Source organism: Flavobacterium reichenbachii (assembly GCF_002217435.1).
Taxonomy (GTDB): Bacteria; Bacteroidota; Bacteroidia; order Flavobacteriales; family Flavobacteriaceae; genus Flavobacterium; species Flavobacterium reichenbachii.
Map to the genome: position 1 here is coordinate 136166 of NZ_MUHF01000002.1, position 23784 is coordinate 159949.

The 23784-nt window shown below is 34.1% G+C and carries 13 protein-coding genes; 11 read left to right on the top strand and 2 right to left on the bottom strand.

Going from position 1 to position 23784, the window contains the following annotated elements; genetic code table 11:
- Window positions 1-125 precede the first annotated feature (125 nt).
- From rmuC to B0A68_RS02840, 5 genes are all read left to right on the top strand, one after another.
- The gene (gene rmuC / locus B0A68_RS02820) at window positions 126-1835 is read left to right on the top strand and encodes a DNA recombination protein RmuC (RefSeq protein WP_051892502.1); all 1710 of its coding nucleotides are present in this window, start codon (window positions 126-128) and stop codon (window positions 1833-1835) included.
- 129 nt (window positions 1836-1964) lie between these two features.
- Window positions 1965-4010, top strand: coding sequence for an ATP-dependent nuclease (locus tag B0A68_RS02825; protein WP_035683086.1), 2046 nt, complete (start codon window positions 1965-1967; stop codon window positions 4008-4010).
- A gap of 4 nt (window positions 4011-4014) precedes the next feature.
- Window positions 4015-5772 carry a UvrD-helicase domain-containing protein gene (locus B0A68_RS02830; RefSeq protein ID WP_035687961.1) on the top strand — a complete coding sequence of 586 codons (1758 nt, stop codon included), beginning with the start codon at window positions 4015-4017 and terminating at the stop codon, window positions 5770-5772.
- Between the two features lie 104 nt (window positions 5773-5876).
- Window positions 5877-6377, top strand: coding sequence for a TIR domain-containing protein (locus tag B0A68_RS02835; protein WP_035683087.1), 501 nt, complete (start codon window positions 5877-5879; stop codon window positions 6375-6377).
- 2 nt (window positions 6378-6379) lie between these two features.
- On the top strand, window positions 6380-7255 hold the full coding sequence (locus B0A68_RS02840; protein WP_035683089.1) for a macro domain-containing protein: 876 nt from the start codon (window positions 6380-6382) through the stop codon (window positions 7253-7255).
- A gap of 538 nt (window positions 7256-7793) precedes the next feature.
- On the opposite strand, the gene B0A68_RS02845 is transcribed toward B0A68_RS02840, so the two are convergent.
- Together B0A68_RS02845 and B0A68_RS02850 are read right to left on the bottom strand one after the other, a co-directional pair.
- Window positions 7794-8849, bottom strand: a complete 1056-nt coding sequence (locus B0A68_RS02845; protein WP_035683091.1) for a linear amide C-N hydrolase — start codon at window positions 8847-8849, stop codon at window positions 7794-7796.
- 319 nt (window positions 8850-9168) lie between these two features.
- On the bottom strand, window positions 9169-11544 hold the full coding sequence (locus B0A68_RS02850) for an outer membrane beta-barrel protein (protein WP_035683093.1): 2376 nt from the start codon (window positions 11542-11544) through the stop codon (window positions 9169-9171).
- A 43-nt stretch (window positions 11545-11587) separates the two neighbouring features.
- On the opposite strand from B0A68_RS02850, the gene B0A68_RS02855 reads away from it, so the two are divergent.
- From B0A68_RS02855 to B0A68_RS02880, 6 genes are all read left to right on the top strand, one after another.
- Window positions 11588-13297 (top strand): histidine kinase, encoded by a 1710-nt coding sequence (locus B0A68_RS02855; RefSeq protein WP_051892504.1) that lies wholly within the window; start codon window positions 11588-11590, stop codon window positions 13295-13297.
- Entirely contained in the window at window positions 13294-13989 is a 696-nt protein-coding gene (locus B0A68_RS02860; protein WP_035683095.1) for a LytR/AlgR family response regulator transcription factor, read from the top strand. Before B0A68_RS02855 ends, B0A68_RS02860 begins: the two co-directional genes overlap by 4 nt.
- An 82-nt stretch (window positions 13990-14071) precedes the next feature.
- A complete protein-coding gene (locus B0A68_RS02865; RefSeq protein WP_035683097.1) occupies window positions 14072-17764 on the top strand; it encodes a two-component regulator propeller domain-containing protein in 3693 nt (1230 codons plus the stop codon).
- 175 nt (window positions 17765-17939) lie between these two features.
- Window positions 17940-20909, top strand: coding sequence for a SusC/RagA family TonB-linked outer membrane protein (locus B0A68_RS02870; RefSeq protein ID WP_051892505.1), 2970 nt, complete (start codon window positions 17940-17942; stop codon window positions 20907-20909).
- Between the two features lie 16 nt (window positions 20910-20925).
- Window positions 20926-22668: a RagB/SusD family nutrient uptake outer membrane protein gene (locus tag B0A68_RS02875; RefSeq protein ID WP_035683099.1), complete on the top strand. Its 1743-nt coding sequence runs from the start codon at window positions 20926-20928 to the stop codon at window positions 22666-22668.
- An 82-nt stretch (window positions 22669-22750) separates the two neighbouring features.
- Window positions 22751-23722 (top strand): purple acid phosphatase family protein, encoded by a 972-nt coding sequence (locus tag B0A68_RS02880; RefSeq protein ID WP_084679016.1) that lies wholly within the window; start codon window positions 22751-22753, stop codon window positions 23720-23722.
- The last annotated feature ends 62 nt before the right edge of the window (window positions 23723-23784 follow it).

Consider the following 23784-nt stretch of genomic DNA (forward strand, 5'->3'; position numbering starts at 1 on the left):
TGTTTATAATTCTGAAAATCATTTATTTGTTATGGTTTTCCGTAATTAAATTTTGAAATTATTAATGTTATTTGCTGAGAATAAAGTATGTCAATACAACAAATAATTTAAAAACAATATAAAAAATGAATTTAACAGTCTTAATAATAATTATAGTCTTACTGCTTATTAATATTTTTTTATCAGTATTTAAGAAGCCAAAGCAAAATAATGATTTTAAAGAGGAATTGGCAAAGCATGTTTTGGAATTTGGAAAGATTGATCAGCTTATCCGTTCCGAATTTTCCACTAATAGAGAGGAAGCACAAAAAAATTCAAGACAGACAAGAGAGGAGTTGGCAAACTCATTTAAAACATTTGGAGAGACTTTAACTAAAAATATTAATGATCTTTCTAACGCACAGAGGGATCAGTTTGGTAATTTTTCTGATCAGCTTCAAACTTTAACAAAAAGTAACGAGGATAAAATTGAAAAGCTGATTTTGTCAAATGACAAAAAACAGACCGAATTTACAGAACAATTTGTTAAATCTTCAAAGTCAGCAAAAGAAGAATTGGCAGCTTCATTGAAAAGCAGCGAAGAAAAAACAGATAAACTCCTTATCTCTTTTGATCAAAAAACTAAAGAACTTAATGACCAGCTTAATACTTCAGCAAAAGAAAATAGAGATGAGCAAGCAGGGTCATTGAAATCTTTTGAAGATAAATTTACTCAAAATGTTAAAGATTTTAATGAACTGCAAAAACAGAAGTTTGACGAGTTAATAGTAAAACAGGAGCAGTTAAAGTCAGAAACGGAAGCGAAACTCGAAAAGATTAGGGAAACTGTAGAACAGAAGCTTCAGACACTTCAGGATGAAAATGGAAAAAAACTTGAAGAAATGCGTAATACTGTTGATGAGAAATTACAGGAGACCGTTGAAAAAAGATTTGATGCTTCATTTAAAATTATTAGTGACAGGCTGGAATTAGTGCATAAAGGTTTGGGAGAAATGCAGACACTTGCAGTTGGTGTGGGCGATTTGAAAAAAGTGCTAACTAATGTTAAAACAAGGGGAAATTTCGGTGAGATCCAGTTGGGAGCAATTTTAGAACAGATTTTATCACCGGAGCAGTTTGAGCATAATAAGATTGTTAAAAACGGAACTCAGGAAAGAGTAGAATACGTTGTTAAACTGCCTGGTCAAAATGAAGACAATACACCATTGTACCTGCCAATTGATTCAAAATTTCCAAATGAAGATTACCAGAGGTTATTAGAAGCTTATGATAATGTCGGAACAATTGATGCAAAAGATCTTGAAGTAATAAACAGACAGTTTGAAAATGCCATCAGAAAGAATGCGAAAGATATAAGCGATAAGTATATTAATCCGCCAGTTACGACTGATTTCGCAATTATGTTTGTTCCGACTGAAGGGCTGTATGCAGAAGTACTGAGACGAACCGGCTTATTTGAAAGACTGCAGAGAGAATTTAAAATAATTGTTGTTGGTCCGACAAATTTAGTTGCTTTTTTAAGCAGTTTAAATATGGGCTTTAGGACATTAGCGATTCAAAAAAGATCAAGCGAAGTTTGGCAGATCTTAGGTGCGGTGAAAACTGAATTTGGAAAATTTGGGACTATGCTTGATAAGACTAAAAAGAAATTACAAGAAGCAACAAATACAATAGATTCAGCAGGAACCAGATCAAGAGCAATAGAAAGGCATTTGAGAAAAGTAGAACTATTGCCACAGAACGAAGCAGTTGAATTAATTGGGGATGCCTTAAAACTGGATATTGAAGATATTTTAGAGGAAGCTAAAGATAATTCAGTCAATGAAAGTGAATAATTTTATAAATGAAGTGAAACCTTAACAAGAAAAAAACAAATTTAAGGCGTCCAATTGATCTGATGCAGAATAGCAAGTTGACTTAGTCACATTAATATTTTCAACGATAATAAATAATACTAAACTGAAATGAAAATTAAAACTCTTGAAATAAAAAATTTTAGATTATTAAAAAATGTAACCCTTTCTTTGGAAGACCACACCACGGTTATTGTTGGACGAAATAACTCAGGTAAAACCTCTTTGACTGAAATTTTTCGAAGACTTATAGGAGATAAGAATCCATCATTTTCAATTTATGATTTTAGTCTCTCTGCAATGCAGGGTTTTGTGAAAGCACTTCATTTTAAACTTGAAGGAAGAGATGATGATGAAATAAGAGCAGAAATTCCATATATTGAAATTCGAATCACCATTGAATATCCAGTCGATCTTGAGGATCTGGGAATATTAGGTGATTTTATTATAGATCTTGATCCTGCAAGTAATGTAGCGATTATAGCTGTTAAATATGCTCTGAAAAATGGCAAAATTGAATCTCTTTTCGAAGGAGTAGCAGATATGGATGAAGGAAGCCTAAAGATTTTTATGAAATCTCTCAAGGAAAGGATTCCTAGTCTTTTTGAAACCCATATAACAGCTGTTGATCCTACAGATCCTGAAAATACAGCTCCAATTGAGTATTCCAAATTTAGGTCTGTATTAGGTGCCAGCTTTATAAATGCTCAGAGAGGACTTGATGATGTTACTCATTCTGAAAAAGATGTGCTGGGAAAGGTTTTAGCGCAGCTTTTTAAAACTTCTCAATCGAATGCTGCTCCCGACGACATGAAAAGTAATTCAGCAGAATTAAAAGTTATAGTTGACGATATTCAAAATAAGGTCGATACTGATTTTAATACCCAGTTAAACAAACTTTTGCCAGCACTCGGTCTGTTTGGTTATCCTGGGCTTTCTGATCCTAATCTGAGTACTGAAACGACCATAGACATATCTAATATTCTAGAGAGTCATACAAAAATCCGATATGGTCAGGGTAATAATCTTTTTCTGCCGGAAACATATAATGGATTGGGATCAAGGAATTTAATTTATATTTTATTCCAGCTCTTTGAGTTTTTTCGAAGATATCAAAGCAGACAGATTTCGAATAGTTTAGATATTATTTTTATTGAAGAGCCTGAAGCACATCTGCATCCGCAGATGCAGCAGATTTTTATTAGAAAATTATATGAGATTGCAAATGAGTTTTCAAAGACTTTGAACGATGGGAAGCCTTGGCCAGTTCAATTTGTTGTCACAACACATTCTACACATATGGCTAACGAGGCTGAATTCGAAGCAATTCGTTATTTTTTAACTTCAAGCGGGGCGGAAAGACACACTGTAGTAAAAGATTTAAGAAAGGAATTTAGGACTGATGATCTTAAGGAAGATAAAGAATTTTTACATAAATATTTAACCCTCACAAAATGTGACTTATATTTTGCAGATAAAGCCATTCTTTTTGAAGGTCCGGCAGAAAGGTTAATGATGCCTCTGCTTATAGCTAAAAGAGATGAGCTGGATTTAAACAAACCACAGCTTGGTTTGCAGTATGTTACAGCCATTGAGGTAGGCGGAGCTTTTGCACATCATTTCTATAAATTTTTAGATTTTCTTGAACTGCAATGTTTGGTTATCACTGATTTAGATTCGGTGCTGATGACAAAGGGAGAGAAAACTACTTACCCAGGTTCATTAGTGCAAAATGGCTCGCATACTTCAAATGCAGGTATAAAAAATTGGTTTGCCAAAGGTACAGAAGGACATTATCTGCTTCCAGATTGTCTTGCTCAGACAGCAGAAACTAAAGTTTCAGGATCGAGAAGAATTGCTTTTCAAATTGCTGAGGAAGGAAAGACAGCGATTGGAAGAAGCTTTGAGGAAGCATTTATTTTGGCGAACAGAGAGCATTTTGGAATTTCGGAAATTAGTGAAAATGATGCTGAGGTAAGTGCTGAAAAATTTGCTCCAGAAAACAAGAAGAAAACTGAATTTGCTTTAAAATATTCACTGGAAAACACGAAATGGAATGCTCCTAAATATATTCTTGACGGTCTTGATTGGCTTGCAGTTAAGCCTGTTTCGCCTGAAATGTATATTGCTGAAGATGTTAAACAACCAACAAAATAAGATTATGGCAGAAAGTTTAGAAATAAGTCCTGCTGAAAATGCATCAATTGAATGTTTGAGCAGAGTTTTTAAGGCTATTGATGAAAAAAAGCATTTTCTTGTTGAAGCAGGTGCAGGTGCAGGAAAAACTTATACTTTAATTAAAGCTTTAAAACATCTTATTAGTAAGTATGATGTAGAATATTTAAAGACAAGCAGGAAAATTGCCTGTATCACATATACTAATGTGGCTAAAGACGAAATTCGTTCCAGAACAGATAATCATCCTATAGTTTTAGCCGACACCATACACGCCTTCGCATGGGAAGCCATTCAAAATTTTCAAAAAGGACTTCGTGATAGGATGGTAGAATTGGGTGATAGATGGCAGGAAAGGATTGCAGAGGCTGGAGGAATTACATCGCAAAAGGTTGTATATAGTTTAGGATATCCAAAAATAACAGCGACCGAGATATCTTTACATCACAATGATGTTATCAAATTATTTACATCTCTTTTGTATGACGATAAGTTTAAAAAGATTTTTTCAAGCAGGTATCCGATAATTCTAATTGATGAATATCAAGACACAAATAAAGGCTTAGCGGATGCGTTAGTGACCAATTTTATAGAAGAAGAGTCTAATCTAATTTTAGGTTTTTTTGGGGATCACTGGCAGAAGATTTATGGAACGGAGTCTTGCGGTTTTATTGAGGCAACGGAAGGAAAAATGGAAGTTATCGGCAAACAGGCCAATTTTCGGTCAGATAAAAATATTGTCTCAGTTCTAAATAAAATGAGACCTGAACTTAAGCAGTTTGAGTATAATCCAGAATCTGAAGGAGAAATAGTTGTTTTTCATAGCAATAACTGGAAAGGGGAACGTAGAACAGGAGGACATTGGAGTGGTGACTTGCCAGAAGACATTGCACATGATTATTTGGAATGGACCAAGGAAGAATTAAATAAAGGAGATTGGAATATTAGTTCCGAAACAACAAAAATTCTAATGTTAACTAACAATGTACTGGCCTCCGAACAAGGCTATCAGAATGTTGCAAATGCATTTTCTGATAACGATGATTATCTAAAAAAGAATAATGATTATATGGCATTTCTTATAGATACGGTAGAAATAGGTTGTGAAGCATTCCTAAATAAAAAGTACGGAGAAATGATTCAGGCATTTAATGCAGGAACACCCAAGATCCGAAAGCATGCAGACAAGAAAGTTTGGTTTGATGATATGACTAAACTTCTTACGCTCAGTAATGGCGGAACTATCGGGGAAGTATTAGATTTATTAAAAACAACAAGTAAACCAAAATTACCGAAGAAGATTGAAGAGAAAGAGCAGCGTTTTACACAAATTAAAGCTGTTGAGGAAAAAGACTGGGAAGAAGAGGATAGGAGTTTTGCTTCCAAAATCAACTCGATTAGATCAATTCCGTATTCTGAAATTGCAAATGTATCAAACTACATTGATGATAAAACATTGTATTCTACAAAACACGGTGTGAAAGGTGCTGAATTTGAAAATGTAATTATAGTTTTAGGCAGAGGATGGAACCAGTATAATTGGAATCAATTTTTAGAATGGATGAATGCTGGAATTCCAGAAGGAAGGCAAGATTCATTTGAAAGAAATAGAAATCTATTTTATGTCGCTTGTTCAAGACCGCAAAAGAGACTGTGCCTGCTTTTTACACAGGAACTTTCCGAAAATGCATTTCAAAGTCTGAATAAGTTGTTTGGAAATGTTGTTAAGGAAGCATGCAGCTAAAAGAGAAGCAAATAAAATTATTGCTGTTGAATTAATCCTTGGAAAAAAGAATCAAAACCCAATAGCATTTTATAAAGATATATATTAACCTTAAAAAATAAAAAATGGCTTATACTGCTTGTTATACCTGTTTTGATGGTGATACTGATATGCATTACTATAATTTAATGAAAGCATGGCATAAAAATGGAAAATTCAATTTTAGGTTCGATAATGTTCATGATTTGGAACAGGTGCGTGATACCAGTACTGAAGAGACAATTAAACGCAGCTTGCGAAGACGATTAAACGCAAGTGATGTCTTTGTGGTTTTAATTGGAAGAAGTACCAGATACCTCTATAAATTTGTACGATGGGAAATTGAAGTTGCAATTGATATGAATTTGCCTATAATTGCAATAAATTTGGATAACAGCAGAGCAATTAATTATGATTTATGTCCTCCGATTTTAAGAGATACTTTAGCAATTCATGTTCCTTTCAGCCCGGATATAGTAAATTATGCAATTACTAATTGGCCTTATTCGCACAGAAATTATAGATCGCAGGGTGTTTCGGGTAGTTATCACTATTATAATTCAGTTTATTCACAACTTGGCTATTGATTATGAATTATTATTTAAAATCACTGAGGACAAAATCCTACTGGATTTATGCACTTTTGAGTATTGATTCAATGACAACTTTTATAGCAGTAGTCGGTGGCGCTTGGTCATTAGTTGATATCTTAAGCTCTTGGCATTTTGTCAACAAAGAGAAATTGCCATTTTGGTTTTTGATATGTCTTTTTTTATCGGGATTATTAGTTGTTATTTTTACAAGAAGACCGGTAAAAAAAATAAAATACAAATATCCGGGACAAGATCTTACCATTGAAGTGTGCATTGATGATTTGTTTACAGTGAATGGACAGAAAATCATAAGTACAAATACTACTTTTGATACAGATATGGCAAGCGGAATTATTTCAGAAAAAAGTCTTCAGGGACAGTTTACAAAAAAGTACTATCCCGGAGATGTTCCTAAATTGGATAAAGAAATTGAAGATGGTTTGGCGGGTTATTCATTTACAGAGATACAGAAAGAGTCAGGTAAGACAAAGCGATATGATTTTGGAGCCACTGTTAAATTAAGGCATGCCGATCAGTTTTTTTATTGGTTTGCCATGTCTGATTTGAATTATAATAATAATGCTAAAACGACTTTGAAAAATGTTCATCAGGCATTGGACGGTCTATGGGAATTTATAGAAAATAAAGGTGAAAAACAGGATATAGTAATTCCCTTGATTGGTTCAGGACTTGGTAGGCTTTCAATAGGACGTAAAAAATTGATAGCGATTATTGCACAATCATTTCTAAATGCATCAGAAGATAATATTTTTTCAAATAAACTGATAATTGTAATTCATCCTAATGATGTTGATAAAGCAAATTTAAATTTATTTGAAGTTAAAGATTTACTTAATCATTACTTGCCATAGTAAAATTTTATTCTATGGTTAGTTGGATCGATATTTCAACAAAAACCATTGACGAGAAAAAAAAATGTCTTAAATTTTATTTGCTCATTAAAACGGATATTTGAAAATTGCTATAATTCAATAACTTTGTATCACAAAAAATCCTCAAAAGATTCAGCTAATATTTTTAGATCTTCAAGTAAAAGGTTGGAATTCACTCCTTCTAAGTTCACAACAAGCCACTCAATCGAGTGGCTTTTTTGTTTACAGCATTTACCAAAAGTGAAATTATAGCTTTAAAACTTCTTAAATAAAAATCATTCTATCAATTCCGATTCGCGCTATTAGCCTGCTGGATCATTTTAGGATCGGTTAGATTAAAACGATAAACGAAACTCAGTCGGTATCGGCCAGCGTTAGGAATGCTATTTTCTATAAAAAAAATAATCCGTGACAACTTAAAGAATTGTATGTACTGCTGCTATTAAAAAAATGTTACGCCCATTTTATTCCATATGGAGTAAAGAATGTTTTTGATGTAAACCTTTATTGGCTTATCTTATTCGAGACCTGCAAACTTAAAGGGTTGAGTTACTTTAAAGTTGATTAAAGAGTCTCCGGAATAGTTTTCGTTATTTTCTAAACTGAGCTTTCTTGTTTTAGCCTTTTCACTAAAGTCTATTTTACTAAACTCTACCCATATTACATTTGGATTTAAAATATTATCGAAGTAATAAATAAGATTTTTTTGATCTGAAACGGTTCTCCATCTGGTCGAAGAAATATTAGGTTCGGTTGGAGAGGAAATTCCAAGTGGAACAGAGCAATTTCGAATAACGCTAAATACACTGGCGGTCGCTGCTCTTGTATTATCAGTTTTAGGAATAGCATCAATATAATAAGATGCTCTTGTGAATCTGTCGGCTGCTCTGTTGGTTCCGGGAAGCATAACAGTACCGGGAATTTCTTTCCAATAGCTGTTTATTGCTAATTGCTCTTCAAAAATAGGAGAGTTTGTCATTACAACAAATTTTTTATCATGATGTATTACTAATTTGCCCTTAATATATTCTAAGATAGCATTGTCTCCTGTGGGATCAGAAATAGACAGATGAACTGTTGCAAAAATATCTGTTCCAGGAATATGAGAAGAGACAACTGAAAAATCAATTTTTTTAAATGCATCTACTGCTTCTAATACTGTAGCAAAATTGTCAAGAGTATATTGCAGCCAAAGAGAAACTGTGAGACCTTTCTTAGTCCCATTTTTTTCGAAATTAGGAAATTCTGACTCAGCCAGCCATAAAAGATTGCCAACCAAACCTTTTTCATTCATTCCGTCTGATGATGCTATATCCCAAGAGCTGGTTATAACACTTCCGTATTTAGATTTCCACTTTACAGAATTAATCCCAGCTTCACCATTTCTTTCGATTCCTCGGGGAAAAATCCATAGATTGGCTGGAATATCTGTTTTCCAATCCATAGAACGTGCTGTCATAATCATTCCATTTAATCCTTTGTATACAACCCTTGTACAGGCAATTGTATCCTGAGTTAGAATTACTGTAGTTAATAAAGCAAAAATTACAAAAATTTTGTTTTTTATTTTCATCGACGCCTCTTTTTAAATTAGATTATACTTCCGTAAAATCAATATATAGATTGTGTTTTCAAAAAAAATTAAGTAGATCTGTTATATATTAATTTTATGCTTACACGATTAATTTTCAGTATTTTATGTTATACTAAAGTACAAATTAAAATGATATATATACAATTATTCTTATAAAATTAATAAAATTGGCATTATTTATTAAAGTGATTATTTTACATTACAAAACATCCTCAAAGCAGTCGGCAAAAAGTTTCAAATTTTCCAGTAAAAGGTTTGTAAATTATAGCTTTAAAACTTCTTAAATAAAATTATTCTATCAATTCCGATTGGCGCTATTAGCCTGCCGGATCATTTTAGGATCGGTTAAATTAAAACGATAAACGAAACTGAGTCGGTATCGGGCAGCGTTCGGAATACTATTTTCTGTAAAAAAATAATCCGTGCCTATTGTTGTACTTTTATTTTGGCGCAGGCCGAAGGCATTCGTTACATCGAATACTAAAGTCGCTTTGTCTTTTAAGAAAATTTTACTCAAACCAAAATCAATAGATTGCAGTGAATTGTTTATTGTTTGCGCATTACGCTGCTCCCCGCGAAAGTTGTAACGTCCCTGAAAACTGAATTTAGACGGCAGTTTAAGCTGCGTGTTCAAACGACAGGTAAAAGTTTCACCGTTATAGTCTAAAATTTCTCCCCTATAATTTCCTTTTTGCTCAAAACGATAAAAATTCATTTCGGCATTTATCTGCAGCCATTTCAGCGGATTGTATAGTGTAGATAATTCTATGCCCGTGCGTATTTCATGATCGATATTGATGGGCGTTGCGAAAAAAATATCATTTTCGCGATAGGTAAAATCCTGAATGTATCCTTTCTCACGCTGATAATAAATAGAAGGATTCAACGTAAATTTATTCCAGGTTTTGAGAAAAGCCAGCTCAAAAACATCAGAATAAGACGGATTTAATTCTGGGTTGCCAATATATTGTGCGTTTAAATCGGTCAGTTCATTAAAAGGATATAAAGCGTATAACGATGGACGGTTAATTCGTTTGCTGTAATTGAGCTGCAAAGTCGAAGCTTTAAATTTGTAACTCATATTAAGCGTTGGAAACAGTTTGTTGTACTCTTTATCAGCGCTGTAGGTGTTTTTAAGATCGGTTATAGCAATTCGCGTCAGTTCTGTACGTAAACCTGCCATATAATTAAACCTCCCAATTTTGCTGCTAAATTGTGCATATGCACTTGCAATAGTTTCTTTGTAATTTAGATTGTTATCAATATTTTGATAGATTTCCCAGTTGTTTTCTTTTTGTTGTTCTGCTAAAAAATCACTTGTAACTTTTCTAATTTCCGTTTTGATTCCGAACTCCAATATTGAAATACTATCAATCGGCTGGATAAAATCGGTCTGAAGAAGCAAATCTTTGCTTTGACCGACTGAACTTGTTCGAATACCCGGATAATCGACAACCGCAGGCGCTAAACGCTTTGTAGAAAGATTCCAGTTTTTATCACTGTTCCACCAGTCGTACTGCACATCAACAGTCCATTTTTTGCCTGTTTTTTTAAAAGTTCGGGTATAATTAAATTCCAATTGATTATAATCTCGTTTTTCTAATGATTTTCCGTTTCGTTCTAAAATACTGTCCTGAACATTATTTACAGCATTTTTGTAATCGTACAGCAAATGTGTTTTATCATTATCATGCGTAGCATTCTTCAAAAAAGCGGCTGTTATAGTCTGCTTTTCGCTGATGAAAAAATCAGCACCAAAATAAAGCAGTTTACCATTGTCATGACGATCTTCATTCTGAACATGATTCATCAAGACCGGCGATCCGTTATTGATGCTGGACTGGTTAGAAGTATAAAGTCCTACGTAATCAGAAGAACGAACGCTAAAATTTGAAAAGAGGCTAATTTTATCCGATTTATAATTGATACTGGGATTAAAACGAGTATCATTTGGTGAACCGGCAACCAATCGAACCTGACCGCTAAAACCGCTTTTTTTGTTTTTCTTTAATACAATATTAATGATTCCAGCCGAACCAGAAGCATCATATCGAGAGGATGGATTTGTAATTACTTCTATCCGCTCAATCTGATCAGCGGCAATCTGATCCAGTGCATTGTTTTGGGTAAGTCCGGACTGGCGTCCATTAATCAGCACCAAAACACTGCTATTCCCCCGAAGACTCACTGCTCCGGTTGGACTTACCGCTACAGATGGCACTCCATTTAAGACGTCATGAGCAGAACCATTCTGCGAAAGCACATCCTTGCCCACCTCAAAGATTTTTTTATCCAGCTTTAAGCTGATATTTGGTTTTTCGCTATTAATTTCAATGGCATTCAGTTGTATCGCATCTGATTGTAAACGGATAATTCCAAGCTCCATTTTTTGTGAAGTTGAAGTAATTTCCAAATTTTGAACAAAAGGCTGATACCCCATAAAACTAAAAGTCAGCGTCAATGGACCAACGGGCAAATTCTGTAGTTTAAAAATCCCGCGTTCATCTGTAATGGCGATAGTTATAGTTTGGAGAGCACTGTCTTTTGCTGTTACGGTTACATACGGCAGTGTTTCTTTGGTTGTATTATCCTGTATTTCGCCAGATATACTAGCTTGCTGTGCATTGGCCGCAAAGCAAAACAGGATAAGAAGGTTGGTTATTAGTGTTTTCATACTGCAAGATTAGCAGATAAAAAACAACGCTGTTCTATAAAACATGTCAACGGCTCTAAGAGCTTTTGAAATGCATTTCTTCATTCGATATTTATCTTATCTTTATCTCATGTATCGGTTTTTACTTTTTATCGCTTTTTTGCTGCTCTTGTTTACATCATGTAAACAGGATATCGATTATTCAGAATCTAAGCCCGAATATTGGACAGGCAAAGGAACGCCGCTAGAATATCCTGGGAAAATAGGAGATTCGGCTTTTCATGCAAAGCTGGGTTTAAAACTGCTGAAACGCAACAAATCTGAACCTTTGGGCTTGCAGGTGAATGGTTTTGGAGCTTTTAAAGTATATTGGGATGGAGTTTATTTAGGTACAAATGGCCGAATGGCAGGATCAGGTCAACCCGAAATTCCTGGAACCGAAACGACCTATTACCAAATACCTGAGAAATTTTCCAATTTAGGCGAACATGTTGTTACAGTAGTCGGAACACAATCTGAATTGAGAGATTCTTATCGAGGCATTGATATTAAACCCGAAAGTTACCTCAGAATGCTTCGTTTTCCGCTTATCATCATGTCTTTTATGAATCTGATGGCAGGCGCTTTTCTTATTGCGGCAATTTATTATTTTTTCCTGTACCTCAATAGCAGTCATCGTCAGGCAGCTGTTTTGCTTTTTGGAATAATATGCCTGCTTTTCTTTATCCTGCTGATTATGGAATATGTAAAGTTTTATATCGACATTCCATACACACAATTTTACACGAGATTAGAAATCGTCGGCTGGCTTACTTTTGCTATTTCAATGCTTGTTCCGTGGTATTTTATGCTGCAATTTGGCTTCGAAAAAAAGCGGTTGATTTTACTGCTTTTATTCGTAACTCTTATTGCTATTTACATTTTAAATTATCATCATTATGACATTACCGCCATGCGTTTTAGTTATGCTATGTGGTTTGCGGCTTTGGTAATTGCAGCTAGCGCGGTATTTAGAAAAATTAAAGGCGGATTAATCGTTTTGGCAGGTTTGCTGGCAAGTGCAATTGTAAATTACTTTCTGGTGTATGATTTTGGATTGTTTATCACTTTTACCATCATTGTACTTTCTATGCTTTACCTGCATACCATTCGTACCAAAGCAATAGAAGAAGCTCACGATGCATCGCTGCTTTTGTCATCACGACTGCAGCTGGAACTGCTCAAGAAAAATATTCAGCCGCATTTTCTTCGCAATACATTAACCTCATTAATTGATTGGGTAGAAGAATCACCACAGCAGGGAGTCGTATTTATTCGCGCGCTGGCAGACGAGTTTGATATTATGAATTCTATTTCTGAAGTTACACTTATTCCCATTAGACAAGAAATAGAATTATGCCGAAAGCATCTGGAAGTTATGTCTTTCCGAAAAGAGGTCTGCTACGATTGGCAGGAAAATAATATTGAGGAAAATGAAAGTATTCCGCCCGCCATTCTGCATACAATTATAGAAAACGGAATCACTCACAGTCTTACTCCGTCTGAAGGTTGTATTTGTTTTAGTTTGAATTTTAGAAAGGAAGTCACTTATAAAGAATATACGCTGCTTACTAAAGCAAAAAACCGCCAGACAAGAAAAGACAGAAGCACGGGAACAGGTTTTAAATATATCAAAGCCAGATTGAACGAAAGTTATGGCGATAATTGGCATTTTGAATCGCACGCAGTCGAACAGGGCTGGCTGACTATTATTAAAATTTTTGATAAAAAATGAAGATTCTAATTATTGAAGACGAGGCGCGAATTGCCAAACGAATCGAAAGAATGACTCGGGATTTTTTTGATAAAGAAGCTCAGATTTTACTTTGCGATTCGGTAGAAAATGGATCAAATGCTATTGAAAGTCAGCCAATAGATCTTTTGCTGCTGGATTTGAATTTGAATGGTGAAGATGGTTTTGATGTGCTGCAGTCTGTTGTGGCAAAATCTTTTCAAACTATCATTATTTCGGCTTACACAGAGAAAGCAATTACAGCATTTGCTTATGGAGTACTGGATTTTGTTCCCAAACCGTTTGATGTAATCAGGCTGTCACAAGCCTTTGAGCGTTTTACAAAACCAGAAAAACAATCGGGTCGGGATCTTCAGTTTTTAGCTGTAAAAAAAGCAAAAGTTATTAAACTTATAGATATTAAAGACATCAGATATATTAAGGGCGCGGGAATTTATACCGAATTGCATTTATCTGACGGGCGTATGGAACTTCATGATAAATCTCTCGAATCTCTCGAAAAACTATTACCTCCAAGTTTCGAGCGAATCCATAAATCCTATATTCTTTGCTGGTATGAAGCAGATAAGCTTGTTGTAGAAGCTGGAGGAAAATATAGTATGCTGCTTAAAAATGCCGAATTACTGCCAGTAGGCCGTTCTAAATACAAAGAATTACGGCATAAAATGATCTGATTGAATAATCACTTTTAACTTAACATACAATTTATGTTCAAGTAAACTTCCTATTGTATCCTTGCTGGTTAAAAGCAAACAAATGGTTACAAGGTTATTTATAGTATGTTTTATTACACTACAGTCGTTTGGACAGCAAATAAAGTTCGAGAATTTTACTACTAATCAAGGACTATCAAATAATTCGGTAATTGATATTGAAAATGATAAAGACGGCGGACTTTGGGTTGCTACCTGGGATGGATTAAATTATTATGATGGTCATAACTTTAAGAGCTTTAAACACAATCCTAATGATCCTAAATCAATATCGAGTAATTATATCATTAAATTAAAAAAGGATAATGATGGATTTATCTGGCTGATTAGCAAAGAGGGTGATATAAATAAATATATTGGAAATGGTAAATTTGTTTCATTTAAGTTTAAAAGTATTCCAAAAAATATTCTTCTTTCTGAAAAAGGGGATATCATTGTGCAAACCACTGCTGCTTATTACGAATTTAAAAATGGAGCTTTTGTAGAAGTACCTTACAATGCTGTAAAAAAAACAAATCTCAATAACCTTAAAAATATACTGCTCCGGGAATATCCTAAACTTGTTATCAATGATGTTTTAAAAGATAAATTAGGAAATATTTGGTACGCTACTCAAAAGGACGGAATATATATTATTTCTGCAAATGCAGGCAAAAATACGATTGCACATTTTACTTCTGATTTATACTTACCTTATTCTTTTAATAGTAATGAGATAGAAACGCTGCACGAAGACGATTTTGGAAACATTTGGCTGGGACAAAAAGACGGCGGTTTGAGTATGGCGTACGCGGGTTCAGAAAGAATTAATACTATTGTGCCGCATCCTGTAAAATATCCTAATTTACCGACTGAAACAATTCGGGCTATTACGAAAGATTCAAATGGAAAAATCTGGCTTGGATATTATACAAATGGAATTTATTATTATAATGAAAATAGTCATTCCTACCAAAAATTCAGAATAAGTGAAGCCGCTTCAAATTCGGATTGGGAAAGAGTCCGGAATTTATTTACGGCTAGTGACGGAACGATTTGGGTAGGAACTTACAAAGGAATTATACGGATTTCCGGAGGTAAATATACTTGTTATGAGGCTGGAAAAATTGAGGAATTACCCAATAACAGATCCTATTCTATTTGTGAAGATGAAAATAAAATACTTTGGATAGGGTGTTGGGGAGGTGTAGCCAAATTTAATCTGGCCGCTGAAAAATTTGAGAGTTTTAAAGGACAAAAAGCACTCAGCAAATACAACGTCAGATGTGTAAAAAAAGACAAGCAGAATTTGATTTTAGCCACCGAAAGCGATGGTGTTGTAAACCTTAATCTGGAGACTAATGCTATAAATCAAATTTCAAAACAAAAAGGTATTTTAGGCAATAGTATTTATTCTGTACTTATTGACAAAGCCACTGAAAATTATTGGATTGCTTCTTTGGGAGGAGTCAGTATTTATAATAAAAAAAAGGGCTTGGTTAAAAATATTACAGAAGCAGATGGTCTTCCTAGTCATATGGTTTATGGTCTTATCGATAACGGAGATAAAGTCTGGATTAGTACCACAAAAGGAATTGCATCTATTGCTAAAAATAATTTTAAGATCACCACTTTTAATCCAGATCACGGATGGCAGGCAACAGAATTTTCAGAAGGAGCTTATTATCAGGATACAAAAGGAATTTTGTTTTTTGGTGGTATAAACGGGCTTAATTACTTCAATCCTAATAACATTCAGGCGATTCAATGCAGTGGAAAAATCAAATTAGCTGTAGATGGAAAAGAGAATTATCTGCCTGTAATAGAAAAGAGTTTCACTGATAATGAATTAGAAATTGAAATAATTCCGATTGTATTTCCAAAAAACAATAACTCTGATATTTATTATAAGTTAGAAGGAAGAGATAAAAATTGGATTTTATTAAAAGATACTCAAAAAATAGAATACTCCAATTTATCTTCAGGAGATTATAATTTTCTAATTAAACAGGGAGAAAACGGACTTGCGAAACCTGTATTTTTTACGCTTCATATCAGTAAAGCGTTTTATGAGACAATTTTATTTTACATTTTATTTTCGGTTTTAATACTAATCGGCTGTATGCTCTTGATTTATTTTAAAAATAAAAGTGCAGCAGCAAAACAAGATTATCTGGAGGAAAAGATACGAAATCGTACTGCTGTGATTGAAAATCAGAAAAAAGATCTGGAAGCAATTAATAAAGAACTGGATGAAAAGAACAAGAAAATAATAGAGCAGAAAGAAAAACTTTTAGAGCTGCACAGTAATCTCAAAAATGAAAATTTTGAAATAGAAAAATTCAAAGCATTTATGCTGGCAGAATTTCAGGATCCTATCGCTAAGATTATTAAAATTTCAAGTGCGCACAAAAAAGATAACGAAGTGCAGCGGGATTTACTTTTAGAATCGGGTAAACTGGCAAATCTCATTTCGAGCTGGAATTATTTAAGTTATGTTAAGGATATCGGTTCTTTGAAAAAATCTGCAGTTAATTTGTTTCCTATTTTAAAGAATAGTATTGAAAAATTAAAAAAAGACCTGCAGCGCAATCAGGTAAATTTAAACTGCGAAATTGACAATGCGGTCAATTTTGTGGCCATCGATGTATTAAGATTAAAATTACTGCTGCAGTATTTTTTCAATGATATCAGTAAATATTCTGAGGTAGAGAGTACTTTAAATATCGAAATAGGTTATGAAAATGATTACTTAGTTGTAACTGTAGTTTCAGACAGCGTGATCTTAAAAAACAATTGGTACAATATTTTACATTACAGTCCTTATTTTAAAGCTTTACAAGTATTGCTGGAAGATTTAAACGGTGAATTTTCTGATAGTTCAGAAGATGAGTTTAAGAGCACTTTACGAATTCCGTTAGAATTTGCCAGCGAAAATTTAAAAATTAAAGAAACAATTTCTTGGAAGCATTTTAACAGCCAGGAATTATCCTCAGATAAAGAATTGTTTTTAGTTTTTAGCGACCAGTCTGATTATACAGCTGCAAATCAGGTTTTGGAGAATAGTAATCATCATTTGCTTTTTGAAAATTCGGTAGCAAATTTAAACTCAGCCATAAAACAGCTCAATTTTTCAGCTTTGGTATTTTATCAGGCAACATTTTCAAAAGAGCTGGTTCATTTTTTAGAGTCAAATAAAAAAATGCTGGGTCTTAAAATGCCTATGATTTATATTTCTGAAGATATTAACTACGAGCTGCATGAGCAATTATTAGAGCTGGGCATTGACACGCTTATTCAGTTACCAGCCAGCGCTTCATTTATTTCAAAAAAAATAGCTTCTCTAATAGATAAAAACAGAGAGACGCAGCAGGAAAATGCAATGCAGCAAAAAATATTTGAAATTTTGACAGAAGATGATCCTCTGATAACGAATAATGATAAACTGGTAAAACAGGCTTTAGAAATTATAAAAAAGGAACTGCAAGACCCTTCTTTTAATGTAGAAACACTTGTAGAAAATTTAGAAATTTCGAGAGTAAAGTGCTACCGTATATTCAAAGAAACATTAAATCAATCTCCTTCTGATGTCATTACTTCTTTAAGGCTGCAAAAGGCAGAAATACTATTAAAAACCAAAAAATTAAATATTTCTGAGATTAGTTTTGAATGCGGTTACAACGATCCGAAGTATTTTGGACGTTCTTTCAAAAAATATTTCGGAAAAAGTCCTAAAGAATATAAAGCATTCTCCTAAAAGTTTGTTAGGCTTGGGTTTACACAAAGTTAGTTGAATGTTAGGAAACAAAACACCCCTTTTTTGTGGTCAATTTTATCCCAATTTGAATCCAAAATCCTCTTTTATGAATCAAAAGTGCCCTATTAAGCAAGCTGCTTAAAATACTTTTGGCAAAACATAAAAAAGTAATTAAATGAAAAAAATTTACGCATTGTTAATTCTTGCATTAGGATGTATGTCATATTCTCATGCGCAGGGATCAATATCGGGAGCTGTGCTTTCTGATGTTGAAAAAATACCTGTACCAGGTGTTTCTGTTTATATAAAAGGAGAGCCAAAAGGAGCTGTGACAACAGATTTTGACGGGAATTTTAAAATTAAAGTACAGCAAAACGAAGGTATTTTAGTTTTTTCTTATGTAGGATTTAAAACAAAAGAAGTTGCTTATTCTGGGACTCAAAAATTAACTGTTTCCCTGGCAGAAGAAGTAAGTACTCTAAACGAAGTAGTAGTGGTAGGTTATGGTTCTCAAAAGAGATCTGATGTAACCGGATCTATCGGATCTGTAAAAAGTGAAAATTTTAACAAAGGTGTCGTAGCAAATGCAGGACAGCTGATTCAGGGTAAAGTTGCCGGTGTTAATGTAACAGGAGCAAGTGGTGAACCAGGTGCTAATCAAGATATTATTATTCGTGGAGCTGGAAGTCTGCGTTCTGGAACAACACCGCTTTATGTAGTAGACGGATTTGCATTAGATAATTCTGGTACTGGTGTTGCATCAAATCCGATGAACTTTATTAATCCGCAGGATATCGAAAGTATTGAGGTTCTTAAGGATGCATCTGCTTCTGCTATTTATGGTTCTAGAGCGGCAAACGGAGTAATTGTAATTACAACAAAAAAAGGAGCTAAAGGCCAGACCAAAATAAATCTTTCTATGACTACTGGAGTTTCAACATTAGCCAACAAAGTTGATGTTTTTAGTGCTGATGAATTTAGAAAACAGGTTGCGGCTGTAAACGGAACTTTGCAGGACGGCGGAGCAAATACAGACTGGCAGGATGAATTAACGAGAACAGGTATTTCTCAAAACCTTAATTTATCGATGAGCGGAGGATCAGAAAAATCAACTTATGCAGCTTCATTAGGTGTAGACGATCAACAAGGTGTTTTAAGAAACAGTGATTTGAAACGTTACTCAGGTCGTTTAAATTTAAATCAAAAAGCTCTTGATGATAAGTTTAATATCGCTTTTAATTTAACAGGGACTAAACTTGATAATTCTCGACCAGATGCCAGAGGTTTAGTTGGTAATATGTTGACAATGAATCCTACGGATGCAGTTTATGTTAATGGGCAGCCAAATGTTAATTTAAGTAATGATGTTTTAAATCCTTTGATTAGTCAAAGAATATATTCTGATGAAACCACTAACAATCGTATTTTGGCAAATATTGCTCCATCTTATGAGTTTATAAAAGGATTGACTTATAAGTTTAATCTTGGAGTTGATTATTCGATGTCACAAAGAGATATTCAAGTTTTGCCATATGCAACAGCTACCAATACGACTTTAGGTTCTTTGAACAATATTGTGACAAACAATAATAATATTTTATACGAAAATACATTGACGTATAATTTTAATAAAGGAAATCATAATTTCACTATTCTTGGAGGTCAGTCTTACCAAAAAATTCAGGTAAATCAAAAAAGTTTTAATTTATCTGGATTCCCTAATAATGGAGTTGAACCAAAAAATCAAATTGGAGCAGCAAGTGAGCGTACAACGCAGTCTTCATCAGCTGTAGAAAATGAACTTCAGTCTTTCTTTGGCAGAATAAATTACGGTTACGATAATAAATACCTTCTTACTGCAACAATGCGTGCCGATGGTTCGTCAAAATTTGGTGAGAATAATAGATATGGATATTTTCCTTCTGTTGCTTTAGGATGGAATATTACAAAAGAGGATTTTTTAAGCGAATCTGAAACGCTTAACAATCTTAAATTAAGAGCTAGCTGGGGGCAGACAGGTTCTCAGGAAATCCCTTCAAAAATTACAAAAGCTAGTTATACAGAAAGTAACACAGGAAACAATACTTATCCGTTAGATCCATCTGCTATAGATTTAGGAGGTTATCCATACGGAACAATTTTTACACGTCTGGCCAGTCCAGATATTCAGTGGGAGGTTTCTACACAGACCAATATCGGTTTAGATTTTAGTTTATTTAATAATAGATTATCTGGTACTGTTGATTATTTTAACAAAGTTTCCAGCAAACTATTACTTCAAATAGCTCCTACAGATCCTATCCAGCCTGTACCAATGTATTATACAAACATTCCTGATATGGAAATTAAAAACAACGGTATTGAAGTTGCTTTGGATTACAGCAGCGACAAAAGTCGTGATTTCTCATACAGTATTGGAGGAAATGTATCTTTTACAAAAAACAGAGTTGAAAAATCAGCTTACAAAATATTAACAACTGGAGGTGCGCAAGGAGGCGGACAATCTGGAGCAACTATAAACGGAATTATCAACAATCAGCCAATTGGTTCTTTTTATATGCTTGATTTTGTAGGAATTGGTCCTGACGGATTAAATCAATTTGCAGATACAAATGGAGATGGACAAATTCTTGATGATGACCGTATTGTTGCAGGAAGTGCATTACCAGATTACGTTTATGCTTTTTATCTGAATTTAAAATATAAGAATTTTGATTTCGGAGCTAATTTTAATGGAGCTGGCGGTAATAAAATTTACAACCACGTTGCAATGTCTTCATTCAACAGAGGAAATTTAGCAAATTCTTTCAATACGACTGATAGAGCTTCAGAATATTTAAATGAAGCTTCTACAAATTCTAACACCGTTTCTACAAGATACTTAGAAGACGGAAGTTTCTTAAGATTAAATAATGCTACACTAGGGTATAATTTGAGCCCAAAAATGATCGGACTTGATAATGTGATGGACAACATTCGTCTTTCTGTAACTGGACAAAACTTACTTGTTATAACTAAATACAGCGGTTATGATCCTGAGATAAATACAGGAACTTCAGTTGGAGAAATTCAGTCTTTTGGAATTGACTACTTCAGTTATCCAAGAAGCAGAACCGTTTTGTTTGGTTTAAACGTTGCATTTTAATAAAAAATAATATAACATGAAAAATAAAATAATAGTAGGAGCGCTGGCATTCAGTTTATTATTTACTTGGAGTTGTACAGACTTAGAAGAGAAAGTATTAGATGAATCTTTAAACGGAATCGGACAAGCAGAGGCGGTTAACGGAGCAATTGCTCCAGCATATGGTCAATTAAAATCAACCTGGATTCATACTAACAATTTTGGTCTGCAGTTAATTGCAAGTGACGAAGGTATTTTACCTTACAGAGGAGGAACAGACTGGTATGATGGAGGTAAATATTTAGCTGTACACGCACATACTACAACACCTACAAATGATTTGGTTGGAAGTACCTGGAATGAACTTACAATAAATATTTCCAGAACATTATCAGCAATTGAAGTATTGACTCCTCTTGCAAAAGATGGAAATACAGAAGCACAAGGCGCACTTTATGAAATGAAAGCATTAAGAGCTTATTTGCATATGATGACCTTAGACAGCTGGGGAATTGTGTTTAAAAAAGAATCATCGTCAATAAACTCTCAGATAATTCGAGGACAAGAAGCTGTTTCTTATATAGAAAGTGAATTGTTGTCTGTGGCTGATGTAATCAATACAAACAAAGGACCGGGCAGAATGACGCAGGCTGCAGTTTGGGGACTTCTTTCCAGATTATATTTGAATGCAGCAGTTTACCGTGATCCTTATGGTAAACCAGTCTTTGCAGCAGCAGATATGGATAAGGTGATTAAATATACCGATAATATTATTAACTCAGGTAAATTCAGTTTATCTCCAGAATATTTTGATTTATTTGATGATAATAATAATTCAAACAAAGAATTAATCTTTGCTATGGATCAGCGCGGTGTTTTAAAAGATGAAAACAACCGTTGGGCTTACTGGTCAATTCCGGGATCAATGTTTCCTAGACCAGAATATATTAATGCAGATGGTACAGATGGACCTGCTATTACTTCAGATTTTTATCAGACATGGGTTCAGGCTTATGGATCTGTAGATCCTGCAGATGCCGATTCTAGATTTTATAAGAACAATGCAAAAGTGCCGGCAAATTTGAAAGACCTTACAGGATTTTCTCCTTTAAATGACGAAAACCATTACTATTGTGTGAAAGCTGAGGAGTTCGAAATCGACAGAGGAATTATGAGAGGTATTCCCTGGGCAGCAAGAAAAGATGCTAATGGAGCATTTTTTAAATGTGACGGAGGATATAGAATTTACCCAGTTAAACAAATTAAAGGAAACGGACCTGATAAAAATGTGGGTTATGTCAACCTGACAGAGAAAGTTGATTTTACTAAAGAAGGTAGTATGCACTATTCTGGATACAGAGTTTCTAAATACCAATTTAGTCACACATCTCCAGACGGAAATTATTACAGCAGTGTAGATATGGTACTGCTAAGATATGCTGAAATTTTTATGATGCGTGCCGAGGCTAAATTAAGAAAAGGAGATACTGGAGGTGCATTGGCAGACATGAATATAGTAAGAACTTCAAGAACTGCTCGTGCTCCAATTCCTGCTGCGCTCCCAGCTATTAATTTGGATATTTTATACAGAGAATATGGTTTTGAATTTTACTGGGAAGGCTTAAGAAGAACCAATCAAATTCGTTTTGGCCATTTTGAAGATAAATGGACAGAAAAAACAGATACTGATGTAAATCATAGATTGTTCCCAATTCCTCAAAAAGCAATTGACGGAGCTTCTAACACTCCGGGGTATTTAGTACAAAATAAAGGATATTAAATCCAGATAAGTATAATATGAAGGCTGTTAGTATTCTTTCTAATAAGATACGAGCAGCCTTCAATTTTTTAAATGTAAATAAATGAAAACACCAATAATGCAAAAAGGGATATTTTATGTATTTATTTTTACAATCTCTATCAGTTTTGCTTCAGCTCAGACAAAAGACAATAGTGTCAAAAAATATCCTGGTGCGCTAAACTTTATTGTAATGGGAGATTGGGGCAGGTTTGGAGAAGATCATCAGATTCCTGTAGCAAAACAAATGGGTATTACTGCCAGAGAGATTAATCGTGATTTTATAATTTCTACGGGTGATAACTTCTACCCAATAGGTGTTGCAAGTGAATATGACCCACAATGGAAATCATCTTTTGAAGACATTTATACCGATTTTTCACTCCACTGGAACTGGTATCCAGTATTAGGAAACCATGATTATGCCGGTAATCCAGATGCTCAGGTAGCCTATTCAAAAATAAGCCGACGCTGGAACATGCCCGCCAGATATTACAGCAAAACGTTTAATATAAATGGAGATTCAAACCAGCAGGTATTAATCGCTTTTATCGATACAAATGCATTAATTCCAGAATTTTATAAAAATGACGTTTATGGTAAAAATGTAATTTCACAAGACAGCACTGCTCAAAAGAAATGGCTTATTAAAACCTTGTCAGATGCACCTAAAAGCGTGAAGTGGAAATTGGTTGTTGGACATCATCCCTTGTTTACGGCAACTCTAAAAAGAAGAGAAAGTTACGATACCAAAGCAGTAAGAAAATCATTAAAATCTTTGTTGGATAAATATCAGGTAGATGCGTATATCGCCGGACACGATCATGATTTACAGCATTTACTGCCAGAAGGCAAAACCAATTATTTTGTTTCAGGATCAGCGTCTGAATCTACTGTTATCGACAATTTGCCAATTAGTAAACTGGCTTCTTCAGAATATGGTTTTATGGTCTTTTCAGTTTTAGCCAACTCGTTAAATGTACAAGCGGTTAACGAAAAAGGCGAAGTAATTTACAATACTGAAATAAAAAAATAAAGTGACAGAAATAGGTTGCCCCGGCTTTATTGGATAATCTTCGAAATAATATATTAAAAGAA

Bases quoted from the DNA above. Each gene is read 5' to 3' on its own strand.
- rmuC (WP_051892502.1), top strand. From the start codon at position 126: ATGAATTTAACAGTCTTAATAATAATTATAGTCTTACTGCTTATTAAT.
- B0A68_RS02825 (WP_035683086.1), top strand. From the start codon at position 1,965: ATGAAAATTAAAACTCTTGAAATAAAAAATTTTAGATTATTAAAAAAT.
- B0A68_RS02830 (WP_035687961.1), top strand. From the start codon at position 4,015: ATGGCAGAAAGTTTAGAAATAAGTCCTGCTGAAAATGCATCAATTGAA.
- B0A68_RS02835 (WP_035683087.1), top strand. From the start codon at position 5,877: ATGGCTTATACTGCTTGTTATACCTGTTTTGATGGTGATACTGATATG.
- B0A68_RS02840 (WP_035683089.1), top strand. From the start codon at position 6,380: ATGAATTATTATTTAAAATCACTGAGGACAAAATCCTACTGGATTTAT.
- B0A68_RS02845 (WP_035683091.1), bottom strand. From the start codon at position 8,849: ATGAAAATAAAAAACAAAATTTTTGTAATTTTTGCTTTATTAACTACA.
- B0A68_RS02850 (WP_035683093.1), bottom strand. From the start codon at position 11,544: ATGAAAACACTAATAACCAACCTTCTTATCCTGTTTTGCTTTGCGGCC.
- B0A68_RS02855 (WP_051892504.1), top strand. From the start codon at position 11,588: ATGTCAACGGCTCTAAGAGCTTTTGAAATGCATTTCTTCATTCGATAT.
- B0A68_RS02860 (WP_035683095.1), top strand. From the start codon at position 13,294: ATGAAGATTCTAATTATTGAAGACGAGGCGCGAATTGCCAAACGAATC.
- B0A68_RS02865 (WP_035683097.1), top strand. From the start codon at position 14,072: ATGGTTACAAGGTTATTTATAGTATGTTTTATTACACTACAGTCGTTT.
- B0A68_RS02870 (WP_051892505.1), top strand. From the start codon at position 17,940: ATGAAAAAAATTTACGCATTGTTAATTCTTGCATTAGGATGTATGTCA.
- B0A68_RS02875 (WP_035683099.1), top strand. From the start codon at position 20,926: ATGAAAAATAAAATAATAGTAGGAGCGCTGGCATTCAGTTTATTATTT.
- B0A68_RS02880 (WP_084679016.1), top strand. From the start codon at position 22,751: ATGAAAACACCAATAATGCAAAAAGGGATATTTTATGTATTTATTTTT.